The sequence below is a fragment of the Subtercola lobariae genome, from assembly GCF_014640255.1.
Taxonomy (GTDB): domain Bacteria; phylum Actinomycetota; class Actinomycetes; order Actinomycetales; family Microbacteriaceae; genus Subtercola; species Subtercola lobariae.
In genome coordinates this window covers 239,367-254,737 of the sequence record NZ_BMGP01000006.1, presented here as the reverse complement: position 1 = coordinate 254,737, position 15,371 = coordinate 239,367, and the positions used below count along the sequence as shown (strand labels likewise).

At 64.8% G+C, this 15,371-nt stretch carries 13 protein-coding genes and 2 pseudogenes; 7 read left to right on the top strand and 8 right to left on the bottom strand.

The annotated features are described in order from the left end of the window. Window positions 1–211 precede the first annotated feature (211 nt). From IEX24_RS16340 to purB, 5 genes and pseudogenes are all read left to right on the top strand, one after another. Window positions 212–2,728, top strand: a complete 2,517-nt coding sequence (locus tag IEX24_RS16340; RefSeq protein ID WP_203586044.1) for a glycosyltransferase — start codon at window positions 212–214, stop codon at window positions 2,726–2,728. Further along, a complete protein-coding gene (locus tag IEX24_RS16335) occupies window positions 2,725–4,041 on the top strand; it encodes a nucleotide disphospho-sugar-binding domain-containing protein (protein WP_188680142.1) in 1,317 nt (438 codons plus the stop codon). The genes IEX24_RS16340 and IEX24_RS16335 overlap by 4 nt, the downstream gene beginning before the upstream one ends. 7 nt (window positions 4,042–4,048) lie before the next feature. Then, window positions 4,049–4,459 (top strand): phage holin family protein, encoded by a 411-nt coding sequence (locus tag IEX24_RS16330; protein ID WP_188680140.1) that lies wholly within the window; start codon window positions 4,049–4,051, stop codon window positions 4,457–4,459. A 53-nt stretch (window positions 4,460–4,512) separates the two neighbouring features. Then, window positions 4,513–5,022 (top strand): annotated as a pseudogene (locus tag IEX24_RS16325) (low molecular weight protein-tyrosine-phosphatase); the annotation flags it as partial. Between the two features lie 115 nt (window positions 5,023–5,137). Then, complete coding sequence (gene purB / locus IEX24_RS16320; RefSeq protein WP_188680136.1) at window positions 5,138–6,541, top strand: adenylosuccinate lyase; 1,404 nt, start codon at window positions 5,138–5,140, stop codon at window positions 6,539–6,541. 23 nt (window positions 6,542–6,564) lie between these two features. Here purB and IEX24_RS16315 read toward each other — a convergent pair whose 3' ends face one another. The 7 genes and pseudogenes from IEX24_RS16315 to rpsF all read right to left on the bottom strand — a co-directional run. Beyond that, window positions 6,565–6,861 (bottom strand): hypothetical protein, encoded by a 297-nt coding sequence (locus IEX24_RS16315; RefSeq protein WP_188680134.1) that lies wholly within the window; start codon window positions 6,859–6,861, stop codon window positions 6,565–6,567. Then, on the bottom strand, window positions 6,858–7,454 hold the full coding sequence (locus IEX24_RS16310; protein ID WP_188680132.1) for a hypothetical protein: 597 nt from the start codon (window positions 7,452–7,454) through the stop codon (window positions 6,858–6,860). The genes IEX24_RS16315 and IEX24_RS16310 overlap by 4 nt, the downstream gene beginning before the upstream one ends. 85 nt (window positions 7,455–7,539) lie before the next feature. Beyond that, the gene (gene dnaB, locus IEX24_RS16305) at window positions 7,540–8,916 is read right to left on the bottom strand and encodes a replicative DNA helicase (protein ID WP_188680130.1); all 1,377 of its coding nucleotides are present in this window, start codon (window positions 8,914–8,916) and stop codon (window positions 7,540–7,542) included. Between the two features lie 414 nt (window positions 8,917–9,330). Further along, entirely contained in the window at window positions 9,331–9,783 is a 453-nt protein-coding gene (rplI, locus tag IEX24_RS16300) for a 50S ribosomal protein L9 (protein WP_188680128.1), read from the bottom strand. 10 nt (window positions 9,784–9,793) lie between these two features. Continuing rightward, window positions 9,794–10,057: a 30S ribosomal protein S18 gene (gene rpsR / locus IEX24_RS16295; RefSeq protein ID WP_104245567.1), complete on the bottom strand. Its 264-nt coding sequence runs from the start codon at window positions 10,055–10,057 to the stop codon at window positions 9,794–9,796. Between the two features lie 32 nt (window positions 10,058–10,089). Continuing rightward, the gene (locus IEX24_RS16290) at window positions 10,090–10,626 is read right to left on the bottom strand and encodes a single-stranded DNA-binding protein (RefSeq protein ID WP_188680126.1); all 537 of its coding nucleotides are present in this window, start codon (window positions 10,624–10,626) and stop codon (window positions 10,090–10,092) included. A gap of 153 nt (window positions 10,627–10,779) precedes the next feature. Continuing rightward, window positions 10,780–11,124: pseudogene (gene rpsF / locus IEX24_RS16285) on the bottom strand (30S ribosomal protein S6); the annotation flags it as partial. A 196-nt stretch (window positions 11,125–11,320) separates the two neighbouring features. On the opposite strand from rpsF, the gene IEX24_RS16280 reads away from it, so the two are divergent. Next, the gene (locus tag IEX24_RS16280; protein WP_188680122.1) at window positions 11,321–12,520 is read left to right on the top strand and encodes a glycosyltransferase; all 1,200 of its coding nucleotides are present in this window, start codon (window positions 11,321–11,323) and stop codon (window positions 12,518–12,520) included. Window positions 12,521–12,591: 71 nt separating this feature from the next. Further along, window positions 12,592–13,662 (top strand): inositol-3-phosphate synthase, encoded by a 1,071-nt coding sequence (locus IEX24_RS16275; RefSeq protein WP_188680120.1) that lies wholly within the window; start codon window positions 12,592–12,594, stop codon window positions 13,660–13,662. A 174-nt stretch (window positions 13,663–13,836) separates the two neighbouring features. On the opposite strand, the gene IEX24_RS16270 is transcribed toward IEX24_RS16275, so the two are convergent. Next, on the bottom strand, window positions 13,837–15,264 hold the full coding sequence (locus tag IEX24_RS16270) for a CCA tRNA nucleotidyltransferase (RefSeq protein WP_188680118.1): 1,428 nt from the start codon (window positions 15,262–15,264) through the stop codon (window positions 13,837–13,839). Between the last annotated feature and the right edge of the window lie 107 nt (window positions 15,265–15,371).

Sequence of the window (15,371 nt, the reverse complement as noted above, 5' to 3'; positions counted from 1 at the left end):
CGCCGTGAAGTCAAGGCATTGCGGCGAATTCGCGCTCGCAATTCACTGAATGTAGCCCGTGCAAAGGTAACCCGACTCCTACCGCTTGCAGATAGGGCTCCGAAACATAGAAAGAGACTCTAAACCGCGGTACACGCGTGCGCTGATTCGCTCCACGAGGAGCGCGACTCGCACCGCACCGCATTGCATGACGATGTGAGGCACCACACAGATGATCAACCCCGCTTCTGCACTCGACGGCGCACTGGGCGACCTCAGAGACACGCCATTTCTGCTCGATGCCATGAGGTCGGCCGATGTGCTGGCCGAGGCGACCGACCGGTTCGGCAATGATTCGGTCGCTCGCCTCGTGCAGCTCATCGCCGATGACTCAGACACCCTCACCGCGATCGCTGCGATACATGCCTTATCGCGCATATACGACGACGAGGCCGAATTCGCGCTCTCGGAGCTGCTCTCAGACCGTCGCGCCTTCGTGCGCGAACACGCAGCATGGGCGTTCTGGAGCCGGCTGCCCCGGCTCGATGCCGTTTCGCGTTTGATTGCGAGCGTCATTGCGGGCGGCTTCGCTGGAGCGCTTGCCCAGCGCACATTGCAACAGTGGGCCGCATCGACACCCGATCACGTTGCACTGGCCCTCGAGGGAGCACTCATGGGGCAGAGTGCGGCTGAGCCGCGCGCCCGTCTCGCCGAGACACTGGGGCTCATTCCAGGCCGGGTGGCTGGCCGAGCGCTGAGTTATCTCGCCGACGACGAAGACGAGGCCGTGGCAGTTCGAGTGGCGGCCATGGCGTCGCTCGGCGACCGCAGCAACGAGCGCGCCGCGCGTGAGGTCGTGCAACGCCTCGCGACAACACCCGGCGAGCTGGGCGACGTCGCCCGGTTGGCGGCGTACGACATCAACCTGGCGCTGAACCCGCCTTCGGCAGCAGAGCCGAGGCAGAGTGTGCCGTCGCGTGGCCTCACCGTTGCGCAACTCTTTCTGCACGCTGACATCGATCGCGGTCTGACCAAGGCCGGTGCCGGCGACAACGGAGGTATCGCCACACTGCTCGTTCGGCTGGGCGATTCGCTGGTGCAGCAACCGGCGATCGACCGCGTGATCACCATGTCGCGCGGTTCGGCGGCAGACGCCATGCGGTCGCTGCCGAGTCGCGAAAGCGAGCTCGCGGCTGAGCCTGGCGCGGGCCCGAATACGCTCGCCGGCCGAACTGACGACCCGTGGACCGATGGCGAGATCGCCAGCCGCGCCGGGTCGGTCGTGGCACCCGCACACGTGTTCGCGCCGATTCCGCTGCTCGCCCCGCCGCTCTCGACCGCGAGCGCGTGGCCGAGCCGGGTGGCAGCCGAGCGAGGTATTCGGCGCGCACTGCTCGCCTTCGGGCCCGTGGATGTTCTGCACCTGCGCATGGCAGAGGTAGGCAGCATGGCCGCGGCGGCCGTCGCAGAACAACTCGGCATCAGAGTGGTCTTCACGCTCGCACCCGATCCTCACGCGGTCATTCACGCCCTCGACATGGCGGGCACCCTCACCCGGGCTTCGTTCGGAGAAGTCGACGAGCATGAGCACTACTGGTTTCGTACCCGGCTCGTCGAGCGTCTCGCTGGGCAGTCTGCCCACACCGTGCTTTTTCCGCGCCCCGAACTGGCAGCTGACCTGCACGAGTTGCTGGGCATCGACATCGAGGCCGAGCCAGATCGGTACACCGTCGTGGCAGAGGGAATCGACGTTTCGGTCATCGAGGCCGCTCTGCGCGAGGCGCAGGCTGCGCTGCAAACCGACGCACAGCCAGCGGCTGGCCCACAAAAGGCCTCGCCCGAAGAAGGGCGCTACGCAGCCGGCCACGACGACGCACTCGACCACGGCGACGCACTCGACCGGCCCGACACACTCGACAGGCTCGACGCGTTCGACCAGCTCGACGAGCTCATCCGCTCTCTTCCGGTGAACCGCCACGGCCTGCCACTGGCCATCAGCGTTGGCCGGCTGCACCACGTGAAGGGAATGGCGACCATCGTCGAGGCGTGGGCGGCCGACCTGGTGCTGCGTGCACGGTGCAACCTCGTGATCGTCGGGGGTGACCTCGCCAACCCGTCGGCCGACGAGCGCGGGCAACTCGACCGCATCGAGAAAACGCTCGCCGAGCATCCGGATGCCCGCGCGGGCCTGCTGCTCGCCGGCCACCGGCCCAACGACCTTGTGGCGCGCTGGCTGGCCGCGACACGCTACGGCAGACCGTCGCTCATCGCCCCTCGCGGGGTGTACGTGTGCGGCAGCCTGAAAGAAGAGTTCGGCATCGCGTTGCTCGAAGCACTTGCTGCGGGGCTCGTGGTGATCGCTCCGAACGGAGGAGGGCCTGCAACCTACGTCGCCGACGGAATCACCGGGTTTCTGATCGACACGCGAAACGCTGCCGGCATGAGACGCGGTTTGCGCGATGCGTTCGCCCTTTCGCGAATCAATCCGGTGCTCGAAAGTGCCGCCGAAGAATCGCGGGTGAACCGGGCTCAGCAACTCGTGCGCGAGAAGTTCACCATCGACGCCATGGCATCGAACCTCGCCGAGATCTACGGTCGGGTCGCGGCCGACGCCTCGCACGCCATCATCGGCGCCGATACCGGCACGGCTCGCCGCGCAACCGGCACCGGCACCTGCACCGGCACGCCGAGCCGTACCGCGACGGCCGCGACGACCACGAACACCCGAGCCGGAGACGCGCGGCGGTGACCCTGCTCGTCATCAGCCCCGACTACGCCTCGCACCTGCTGCCTTTGGCGACCCTCGCGACCGCGTGGCGAGACGCCGGCGAGCAGGTGATCGTCGCCACCGGCCCTGCCACCGCGTCGATCGTCGACGAGTTCGGGTACTCACGGGTAAACCTCCAATTGGGTCGGGGCTCGAACCCGGGCGTGATTCGAGCTGAAGACCAGCCCACGGGCGAAGACGACGCGTTGCGCGGCTTCTTCGACGCCACCCGGTCGGGAATGATCGAGACTCTACGATTTCAGGCCGAGGCCCGAAGTGCTGACCTGTTGTTCGATCCTGTGCAGAACGCGCGGCGAGTGCAGGCTGTGGTGGAGCAGACGAAACCAGATCAGATTCTGGTCGACCACCTCGCCTTCGGGGCGCGCTTAGGGCTCGACGCGGCTGGCATTTCGTATGCCGATGTTGTGCTCGGGCATCCATCAGCCCTGCCAGTCGGCACCGAGGTTTACGGTCAGCCACCGTTCTGGCCCGAGGCCTTTACACCGTCGACCGCCGAGCTCGCGAGCCTGCGAGCGGTCAACGAACGCGTCAGCCACGAATTCACCAGGCAGTGGAATGCCGCCCTCGCCGAATTGAACCCGGCGGCCCCACCTTCGCGAGACGCGTTTGCCGAACACGGGCCGCGAGTGCTCTTCAACTACCCCGAGCTGATTCACCAGCCAGAACGAACCGCAGCCCTGCCGCCGCACGCCTTTCTCGGTGCTGCCCTTCGCGACGACCCGCCAGACCTCGACGTGGCCGAGTGGCTCGAACAAGGCACCCTGCCGCTCGTCTACGTGAGCTTCGGCAGCTTTCTCTCGGTGCGCACCGACGTTCTGCTGCGGGTAGTGGATGCCCTGCGACCCTTGCCCGTTCGAGTGGCCCTGGCGACTGGTTCGTCTGACCCCGCAGCCTTCGCCGATGTACCGCAGCACTGGTTCGTGCGCAGCTATCTGCCGCAAGTCACCCTGCTGCGCCACTCTGCCCTGGCCGTGACGCATGCAGGCAATAACAGCGTCACTGAAGCCGTCGCGACGGGCGTGCCTATGCTCGCCTTGCCGTTCTCCACCGACCAGTTCGCGGGTGCGCGCGCCATCGAAGCGGCAGGGCTCGGCGAGGCACGTGCCCCGAACACAGCGAGCGCCTCAGAGTTGCGTGAGGCCATCGCGCGAATTCAGACCGGCCTGGCTCCCGCGCTGGCCACTGCGCTCGCCGCTACGGTGAACCTCACCCCGGGGCCGGCTCGTGCTCGCGACTTTTTGGGCGCTTCCGGCCAAGCCGCGTACCTGCCATAGTTGGGGCATGGCCCGATTTCTCGTCTCCCTCGTCACCAATGCCATCGCACTGTGGCTGACCACGCTGATCGTCACCGGGGTCACCCTGCAGCCCTATGCCGACAACAGCTTCGCCATCGTGGTGTCCTACCTTTTCGTCGCGCTGATCTTCGGAATCGTGAACGGCATCATCGGCACCGCGATTCGAATTGTGGCGTTTCCGCTCTACATTCTGACCCTCGGGCTCATCTCGCTCATCGTCAACGCGATTCTGCTGCTGCTGGCGAGCTGGGTGACGAGCTGGTTCGGTTTCGGGCTCGTGGTCGACGGGTTCTGGACTGCCGTGCTCGGCGCCCTGGTGCTCGCGATTCTGAGCGCCATCATCGGTGCCATTCTGAAGGCGATCTTTCGCGTCGGTCGCACCTCCGGGCGGCGCTGAGCCGCACGACCTCTGCCGCGGCCTGTTCATGAGCGATAGGCGAGAATAGAGCTATGCCTGACGACCACGCCCCCCGAACCGACGGCGTCTTTCGGGTCAGCATGGTCTGCACAGGCAACATCTGCCGTTCGCCCATGGCCGAAGTGGTTCTGCGTGACCTCGTGCAGAAGGCCGGGCTGGATGACCGCATCGCCGTCACTTCGGCCGGAACGGGTGACTGGCACGTCGGCGAAAAAGCTGACCCGCGCACCATCGAGGCCCTCGCCAGGCGCGGATACAACGGCCAGACCCACCGCGCCCGCCAGTTCGACCCGGCCTGGTTCGATGAACTCGACCTGGTCGTCGCGCTCGATCGCAGCCACGAGCGTGTGATTCGGGGCTGGGCCGAGAACGACGCTGACCGTTCGAAGATCAGGCTCCTGGCGAGCTTCGACCCCGAATCGGCCGGTATCAGCGACGTGCAAGACCCCTACTACTCCGACGCGGCCATGTTCGACCAGGTGCTCGGCATCATCGAGAGAAGCTGCCGCGCGCTGTTCGCCCAGCTCGAGCCCGCGCTTCGCCATCAGGGCGGCACGGGCATCCACACCCCGTCGACTGCACCGACGACCGCCGCAACCACGACCGACCCCACCCCCAGCGCTCGCCGCGGCGAGCCCAGCACCGGAGCCTAGAGCCATGTCACTGCCCCCCCAACCACTCAGCCCGCTCGACGGCCGGTACCGCCCGGCAGTGAGCGCCCTCGGCGAGTTTCTCTCTGAAGCCGGTCTCAACCGCGCCCGTGTCACTGTTGAGATCGAATGGCTGATCTACCTCACTGAGCACGAATTCGCGGGGTCAGCACGACTCACGCCAGCGCAGATCGAGAGTCTGCTCAGCCTCGCAACGTCGTTCGGGCAGCCTGAGATCGACCAGCTCGCCGCGCTCGAAGCCACCACCCGGCACGACGTGAAGGCCGTCGAGTACCTCGTTCGCGACCGCCTCGAGCAGCTCGGCCTCACGAGCACCGCCGAACTCACCCACTTCGCGGCCACCAGCGAAGACATCAACAACCTCTCGTACGCGCTCACCATTCGTGACGCGGTGACGGGTGTGTGGATGCCCGCCCTGCGCCTCGTCATCGAAGAACTGCGGCGGCAGGCCGTGCTCTACCGCGACGACCCGATGCTGGCTCGCACCCACGGGCAGCCCGCCACGCCCACCACCATGGGCAAAGAGCTGGCGGTCTTCGTCTACCGCCTCGAACGCATCGTGACCCAGATCTCGGCAACCTCGTATCTGGCCAAGTTCAGTGGCGCCACCGGAACTTTCGCAGCGCACCTCGCCGCCGATGACTCGCTCGACTGGCCCCACGTCTCAGAAGAGTTCGTGACCTCGCTCGGGCTCACCTGGAACCCACTCACCACGCAGATCGAGTCGCACGACTGGCAGGCCGAGCTCTACGCCCAGATCGCGCACGCGAACCGGGTGCTGCACAACCTCTGCACCGACATCTGGACGTACATTTCGCTCGGCTATTTCACCCAGATTCCGGTGGCGGGCGCCACGGGTTCATCGACCATGCCGCATAAGATCAACCCCATCAGGTTCGAGAACGCGGAGGCCAACCTCGAGCTCTCGAGCGCGCTGCTCGACTCGCTCGCTCAGACGCTCGTCACGTCTCGCCTGCAACGCGACCTCACCGACTCCAGCACGCAGCGCAACATCGGTGTTGCACTCGGGCATTCGCTGCTGGCGCTCGACAACATTCGCGGGGGGCTCGACCAGATCTCACTGAACCGCGCACTGCTCGCCGCCGATCTCGACGACAACTGGGAGATTCTCGGCGAAGCGATTCAGACTGTTGTGCGTGCCGAGATCACGGCCGGCCGCAGCTCGATCAGCGATCCGTATGCTCTGCTCAAAGAGCTCACCCGCGGCAAAAAAATCGGGCAGGCCGACCTGATCGCGTTCGTCGAGGGCCTCGACATCGGAGCTGCGGCGAAGGCGCGTCTCGTCGCCCTCACACCCGCCACCTACACGGGCCTCGCATCCACTCTCGTCGACTACATCGCCACCCCGCCGGCCGGCTCTGCCGACTAGTTCGAGCTCACGAGCTCGGGCGGTCAGTGGCCCTTCGGGCCGGGGCCGAGGTAGGGCGGTGGGGTCTTCGGGGTGCCGTCTTCGTTCTCGCCGGCGAGCTCGTCGACCTCGGCCTGGTTCGGCTTGAAGGTGAGAGTGAACATGGCGGTCACCACGAGCGACACGATGAACGCAATGCCGAAGAACACCGCGGCGAGCAGCGGCTGACGCGTCGAGAACAGCACGACGAGCCCGACGAAAGCGCCGAGAATCAGCGAGATGACGAGCAGCTCGACGGGCTTCAGAATTTCTTTTCGGGTGGGGCGGGCGGGTTCGGTCACAGTGTCGTTTCTTGGCTCAGCGAAGTGGATGCTGCGGGGCCAGGGCCCCAGCGGAGTGAAAGGCCACCGATGACGAGGTAGATGCCGAGCATCACGGCGTATCCCCCGAAGAGGCCGACAGCCGTCACCACGTCAAGCGGCACCACGAGAAAAACGAGAGCGAGCAGCGCCGTGAAGGCGCCTGCGGCGATCCAGTCTTTGGCCGCAAGGTGATCTTTCGTCGTGCGCGACCGAAGACCGCAGTACAACTCGAGGAAGCCGGTGAGGGCGCCGAACAGCGTCACGATGTACAGAAAGAAGGGCGTTCCGCCGGTGTTGAAAACAAGGGCCACCACGCCGAGCACAAGACCGATGACGCCTTGCGCCACACACAGTCGCCGGGTGGCAGGTACGGCAACATATCGGGCCGAGAGAACGGCCACGATCACCGAGGCGACCACGGCATACGACCCGAACACGAACAAGCCGACTTGCGAGGAGTGGTTCTCGGTGAAGGTCAGATACGCGGCGACGACGAACGCCGGAATCGCCCGTGCGATCGGCACGCCCCAATAGGGCGAACGACCCTCACCGGGTCCCTGTTCGACGCTCACCTGAAGCGGCCTCTTTCCGTTCGTGCTGACCCTCCATCATAAGTCGCCCCACCTGTGTGCTTTCTCGGCCTCCTTGCCGAGAAAATTAGGCGTGCGGCATGTCGGCGAAACGGGAGAAGTGGCCGTGGAAGCCGACCGTCACGGTGGCGGTGGGGCCGTTGCGGTGCTTGGCCACGATGAGGTCGGCCTCGCCGGCACGGGGGTTGTCTTTTTCGTAGGCGCTTTCGCGGTGCAGCAGAATCACCATGTCGGCGTCTTGCTCGAGCGAACCCGACTCACGAAGGTCTGAGAGCGCCGGCTTCTTGTCTGCACGCTGCTCTGGGCCGCGGTTCAGTTGTGAAAGCGCGATGACGGGCACTTGCAATTCTTTCGCCATGAGCTTCAGCGCACGTGAGAACTCGCTCACCTCTTGCTGGCGCGATTCGACGCGCTTACCCGAGGTCATCAGCTGCAGGTAGTCGATGATGACCATCTTCAGCCCCACGCGCTGCTTGAGTCGTCGGCACTTCGCCCGAATCTCGACGAGCGTCATGTTCGGGCTGTCATCGATGTACAGCGGCGAGTCGTTGATGCGGCCGCGGGTAGCGGCAATGGTCGTCCAGTCACGGTTCTCGACTGTGCCCTTACGCATGTTCTGCAGCGGTACCGACGACTCGGCCGACAGCAGGCGCATGGCGATTTCGCTGCGCCCCATTTCGAGCGAGAAGAAGATGGAGGGCATGTCGTGCTTGATCGAAGCCGCGCGCGCGAAGTCGAGGGCGAGCGTTGACTTACCGAGAGCAGGCCTCGCAGCGACGATGATGAGCTGGCCGGGGTGCAGACCGTTTGTCAGAGAGTCGAGCTCGGCGAATCCGGTGGGTACACCCGTCATCTGGCCCTCGCGGCCCTTGGCAGCCTCGATCTCGTCGATGGCAGCGTTCACGGCCGTGGTGAGCGGAACGTAGTCTTCGGTCTCGGTGTTGCCGTTCACGGCATAGATCTCGGCCTGGGCATTGTTGACGAGATCCATCACCTCGCCCTCGCTGGCGTAGCCCATCTGCACGATGCGGGTTCCGGCCTCGACGAGCCGGCGCAAGATGGCTTTCTCCGAGACGATGGAGGCGTAGTACCCGGCGTTCGCGGCCGTGGGCACCAGGCTGGTCAGCGTGTGCAGGTACTCCGCGCCGCCCGAGCGCGAAAGCTCCCCCGACTTGGTGAGCTCGTCGGTGACCGCGATGACGTCGGTCGGCTCACCGTGCGAGTACAGGTTGAGAATCGCGTCGAACACGAGTTCGTGCTTCGGAATGTAGAAGTCGGCCCCGCGCACAACCTCCACCACGTCAGCCACTGCGTCTTTGCTGAGCAGCATTCCGCCGATGGCGCTCTGCTCTGCGAGCAGGTCGTGCGGTGGTGTTCGTTCGTGGCCGCGCGTCTCGCCGCCCGCTCGCTGGTCGCTCGTCAGACCAAGATGAGCAATTGACACCGCTACTCCTTTTTCTTTCAGCCAGGCAAACAGCCTCACTATCAGGCTTACAGCCCGCCCCCGACACCGCCCGTTGGCCAGTGGCTTCGAGCAGGATGCCTAAGACTAGAAAGGGCGCACAACGCCTGACAAATCGGCCTGTGTATAACTCTGTGCACTAAAACGGAGAAACGCCGCGCGTCTTGTGCACAACCTGTGGAATGACCTGTGGAATGAAATTAACTTTGCCTACCGAAAGTGCCATTGACCTGCACTTTTACAATGCCACAGGCTGTTGATAAGTGGATGTTTAGACACGCACTTGAATGTTCACAAATCAGTAACGCCCTGTGTACAAAACACTTGACTTTCGGCAGAAATGAGGGGAGCCCCAGCGCTCTTGCGAACGCCGGGGCTCCCCTTTATCAGCTGTGGCTACTTGGCCGCAACCACCTGAATGGTGATGGTTGCGCTCAGGTCATCACGCAGGCGAATGGATGCCTCGTGGGTGCCCGTCGCCTTGATCGGCGACGTGATCTCGATCTTGCGCTTGTCAATCGAACCGAACCCGGCGGCGGCCACTGCATCAGCAATGGCGCTCGTCTTGACCGACCCGAACAAACGACCCTCTTTGCCGGCCTTGACGGTCAGCTTGACGGTGTTGTTCTCGAGAACCTGCTTGAGGTGCTGTGCTTCTTCGATGGTCGCGAGTTCGCGAGCGGTGCGAGCAGCTTTGATCGATTCGATCTGCTTTTCGCCGCCGCGGCTCCACGTCACCGCGAAGCCCTGAGGAATCAGGTAGTTGCGTGCGAAGCCGTTCTTGACCTCGACGACGTCACCTGCTGAACCGAGGCCAGAGACCTCGTGAGTGAGAATGAGTTTCGACATGGGTTAGCTCCTACCGGCCCGAGCCTGCGTATGGCAGCAAAGCCATTTCGCGGGCGTTCTTGACTGCACGGGCAATGAGGCGCTGCTCCTGAACGGAAACGCCGGTGATTCGACGAGCGCGAATCTTTCCGCGCTCTGAGATGAATTTGCGAAGGGTGTTGACGTCTTTGTAGTCGATGACGCCGACGCGAATCGACTTCGCCGGGGCGGCGTTCTTGCCGTCTTTCCCCTTGCGGATCGGCTTACGGCGATCGCCGCTGCTCTTTCCTGCCATGGTTGTGTTCTGCTTTCTGAAGAATAGAAGTTTTAGAAGGGTGTGTCGTCGCTGTAGCTGCCTGGAGTGTTCCAGACGTCAGCGCCGCCACCGGAGTTCGCCGAAGCCGGGGCACTTGCTGCCCATGGCTCGTCGCCACCGTTGCTCTGGCCGCCACCGACTTGACCGCGACCGCCACCACCACCGCCGCCTGCTCCGCCCGACGATGACGCACGCGTCACCTGAGCAGTTGCATAGCGAAGGCTGGGGCCGATCTCGTCTACTTCGAGTTCGATCGAGGTGCGCTTTTCGCCCTCTTTCGTCTCGTACGAGCGCTGGCGCAGGCGACCGGTCGCAACGACGCGGGAGCCTTTCGTCAGCGAACCGGCCACGTGCTCGGCGAATTCACGCCACACGCTTGCCCGAAGAAACAGCGCTTCGCCATCTTTCCAGTCGTTCGACGCACGGTCGAACGTGCGAGGAGTCGATGCGATGGTGAAGTTGGCAACCGCCAGCCCGTTCTGCGTGTACCGCAGCTCGGGGTCGCCGGTGAGGTTACCGACCACGGTGATTACGGTTTCGCCAGCCATGAGCGATTACTCCGCGGTTGCAGCGGCCGGAGCGGCAGCGGTCGCAGGAGCTTTCGGGGCGGCGCTGGTCGAAGCAGCACTCACCGAAGCGGCACTGACTGCAGCAGCCGCGCGAGCGGCAGGAGCAGCAGATGACGACGACGGAGCGCTGGCAGCGGCCTTCGGGTTGGCGGCCACGCGGGCAGCCTTCTCTTCTTTACGCTTCGATTCGGCAGCAACCTGAGCCATTGCCTCTTCGGCGCGAAGAACCTTCGTGCGCATCACTGCTTCTGACAGCTTCAGCTGGCGGTCGAGCTCTTTGGTGGAGTCGGCCGTAGCGGTCAGCTTGACGACGGCGTAGATGCCTTCGGTCTTCTTGTTGATTTCGTAAGCCAGGCGACGACGACCCCAGATGTCGACGTTGTCGACAGTGCCACCGTCTTTGCGGATGACGTTGAGGAATTTGTCGAGGCTCGGAGCCACGGTGCGCTCATCGATTTCTGGATCGAGGATGACCATGAGTTCGTATTTGTGCGTCACTAACCCACCTCCTTTGGACTAGATCGGCCACAGAATTTCTGTAGCAGGAGGGTGTGTGCATCAATCCGCGCCCGCGTGAGAGAACCCCACTGGGCGTAGACAACCTATAGAGCCTAACAGAACGAGAAGTTGAGCGACAGCGCCGAGGCATGATGTGACCCCTTAGAGTGACAGCGTGAATGTGTTGCGCGTCGCCCTTGTCTCGTTGCACACCTCACCCCTGGCCGTTCCGGGCACGGGAGACGCTGGCGGGCTCAACGTTTACGTCGTCGCCCTCGCCGAAGCCCTCACCGACCTCGGCGCCGAGGTCGAACTGCTGACGCGCCGCACCGACGACGAGGCGCCGGCCGTTTCGCAGACGCCGGGCGGCGTTACGGTGCGGTTTCTGCCGGCGGGCCCGCCGCATCCGGTGCCCAAAGAAGAATTGCCGCCCATTGTCGGGCGCTTTCAGTCTGAGCTCTCAGAACTGCCGCGGTACGACGTGCTGCACTCGCACTATTGGCTCTCGGGGCTGGCTGCCCTGCCCGTGGCGACCATGCAGCATGCCGTGCACATCCAGAGCCTGCATACGGTCGGCGCGCTGAAGAATGTCGAGCGGGCTCCGGATGCCCTGGCCGAACCCGAGGCGCGCCTGAACGCCGAGCGGCTGCTTGTCACGCGCTCGGCGGCGACCATCGCGTCGACTGAGGTGGAACGTGCGGCCATTGTGCGTGAATACGCAGCTCGGCCCGATCGGGTGCACGTGATCGCGCCCGGCGTCGATACCGCGCTGTTTCACCCAGACGCGCGCCGCGCCGCTAGCGCCGGAAAGGGCACTTCCGAGCCGTTTCTGTTGTGCCTCGGGCGTATTCAGCCCTTGAAGGGGTACGACCTGGCGATTCGCACCCTTGCTGCGATTGCGCCGGCACTGCGGCCGCGGCTGGTCATCGCGGGCACGGCCACCCCGGGGGCCGAAGTTTATTTAGAGGAACTGCGGGTGCTCAGCCTGCAGCTCGGTGTTGCACATTGCGTCGACTTCGTGGGGGCCCAGACGCGCGAGCAAGCCGCCGAGCTGCTTCGGCGCGCCACTCTGCTGCTGCTGCCGTCGCACTCGGAGACGTTCGGGCTCGTCGCGCTAGAGGCGGCTGCGTCGGGCACCCCAGTGGTGAGTACACGAACGTCGGGCATGGCGGTTTCGGTGAGCGACGGACTCAGCGGCGTGCTGCTCGACAGCCGAGACCCGGTGGTCTGGGCATCCGCCGTCAACCGGCTGCTCCTGAACCCCGCGGAACTCGCTCGCCTCTCGACTACCGCAGCGCGTTACGGCGCCCGGCATCGCTGGCGCAGCACGGCCGAGGCGACCCTTGCTCTGTATCGAAAAGCCGCTTCGGTATAGCTAGCTAGGATTGACGCCGTTCTCTGTTCACAGTGAGAACTCGTTTCAATTGTCGAAAGAAGCTGTCGTACATGGGTATCAAGGTCGCAATCGCCGGCGTCGGAAACTGCGCGAACTCGCTCATTCAAGGCGTCACGTTCTACCACGACGCGCCTGAGACCGAGGTCGTTCCGGGCCTGATGCACGTGCGACTCGGTGCCTATCACGTCGGTGACATCGAGTTCGTGGCGGCATTCGAGGTCGACGCGGCGAAGGTGGGCCTCGACCTTGCCGACGCCATTTGGGCCAGCGAGAACAACACCCTGAAGTTCGCCGACGTCGCCCCGACCGGCGTCACGGTTCAACGCGGGCCGACCCTCGACGGGCTCGGCGAGTACTACCGGGAGCTGGTCGACGAGTCAGACGCACCCGTTGTCGACGTGGTCGCATCCCTTCGTGAAACGGGTGCCGACGTGCTGATCTGCTACCTGCCGGTGGGCTCAGACGACGCGGTGAAGTTCTACGCTCAGGCCGCCATCGATGCTGGCGTGGCCTTCGTCAACGCGGTTCCCGTGTTCGTGGCGAGCGACCCCGTGTGGGCGGCCAAGTTCGTCGCCGCCGGGGTGCCGATCGTGGGCGACGACATCAAGAGCCAGGTGGGCGCGACCATCACGCACCGCGTTCTGGCGCGGCTGCTCGAGAGCCGCGGCATCACCATCGACCACACGTACCAGCTCAACGTGGGCGGCAACATGGACTTCAAAAACATGCTCGAACGCAAGCGCCTGCAGTCGAAGAAGATCTCGAAGACGCAGGCGGTGACGAGCAACATCGACATCGACCTGCCCGAGCGCGACGTGCACATCGGCCCGAGCGATCACATTCCGTGGCTCGATGACCGCAAGTTCGCCTTCGTGAGACTCGAAGGGCACGGTTTCGGCAACGCGCCCATCAGCCTGGAGTACAAGCTCGAGGTGTGGGATTCGCCGAACTCGGCCGGGGTGGTCATCGACGCCCTGCGCGCAGCCGCGATCGCGCGAGACGCGGGCCTCGGCGGGCCCCTCGAGTCGGCCTCGGCCTACTTCATGAAGAGCCCGGCGGTGCAGTACCCCGACGACGTGGCGCGCACCTTGCTCGAGCAGTTCATCAGTGCCCATTTGTGAGCCGCCGCCCCTGGGCCCACGCCGGCCAGAGGCTCCGCGCGTCGCTCGCGGCGGGTGGAGAGGTCGGTGGGGACGGCTCACCTTGGCAGAACATCACGTGCTGGTCTAGTTGCGCCGTGCCTCGCAGAATACGACGAGCGCGGTCGCCGCATTCTGCCGATCACGTTCGGTAATTCAGGCGCGGGCACTCCACCAGGCGAGCAGGCGGCGGGTGGCCTCCGCTTCGCCGAGCGGGCCCTCTTCGAGCCGCAGTTCGAGCAAGAAACGGTAGGCCTCACCGACCTCGCGTGAGGGCTTCAGGTTCAGGATGCTCATGATCTGTTCACCGTCAAGATCGGGCCGAGTCGAATCGAGCTCCTCCTGCTCGGCGAGCTCGGCTATGCGCGCCTCGAGATCGTCGTAGGCGAACGCCAGCTGATCGGCCTTGCGCCGATTACGAGTGGTCACGTCGGCGCGCACAAGGATGTGCAGGCGCTCGAGTAGGGGGCCGGCATCCCGAACGTAGCGGCGCACGGCAGAGTCAGTCCACGCGCCATCGGTGTAGCCGAAGAACCTCAGGTGCAGTTCGATGAGGCGCGCAACGTCGGCGATGGTGTCGTTGTCGTACCGCAACGCCCGCAAGCGCTTCTTGGCGAGCTTCGAGCCCACCACGTCGTGGTGGTAGAACGAGACGACTCCGCCCGGTTCGAGCTTGCGCGTGGCCGGTTTGCCGATGTCGTGCAGCACGGCGGCGAGCCGCAGAGTGAGGTCTGGTTCTTCGCCGGGAAAACGCTCGTTCTCGAGATCGATGGCCTGGTCGAGCACGGTGAGGCTGTGCTGGTACACGTCTTTGTGGTGGTGGTGCTCGTCTGTCTCCAGCCGCAGCGCCGGAACCTCGGGCAGAACGTAAGCAGCAAGCCCCGACGACGTGAGCAGCTCGACCCCGCGGCGCGGCTTCGGCGAGCGCAGGAGTTTGCTGAGCTCTTCGTTGACCCGTTCGGCCGAGATGTTCTCGATGCGCGGCGCCATATCGGTGAGCGCGGCGAGCGTCTCGGTGTCTGCCTGAAAGCCGAGCTGGGCGGTGAAACGCACGGCCCGCAGCATGCGCAGAGGGTCGTCGCCGAAGGAGACTTCGGGCGTCGAGGGGGTTCGCAGGGTCTGGGCGAGCAGATCATCCATGCCGCCCGACGGGTCGACCAGCACCTGCTCGGGCAGCTTCAGGGCAAGTGCGTTCACGGTGAAGTCTCGGCGCAGCAGATCGGCTTCGAGTGATGTGCCGAACTCGACCGAGGGCTTACGAGTGACCTGGTCGTAGACGTCTGAGCGGTAGGTCGTGATCTCGACGGTCTCGCCGCCGATACGCGCGCCGATGGTGCCGTAGGCGCGCCCGATGTCCCAATGGGCGTCGGCGAGAGGGGCGATGATGGCCAGAATCTCGTCGGGGGTGGCGTCGGTGGTCAGGTCGAGGTCGTGCACCGGCCGGCCGAGAAACGCATCACGAACCGGCCCGCCTACCAGCGCAAGCTCATGCCCGGCGTCGGCGAACGCCTGGGCCACCACCGAGACCGGCGGTCTGCCGGCCAGTTCGGCCAGGGCCTTCAGAGATTCTGCTACCGATTGCACCTCGTTACTTTACGGCAGGTGACCGCGCCGTGCGCCGTGCGATTCGCCCGCACGCCCTCGAACGCGCCGTTCACGGCCGCTGATTCTCTGCTCGGCGTGGGCCCACC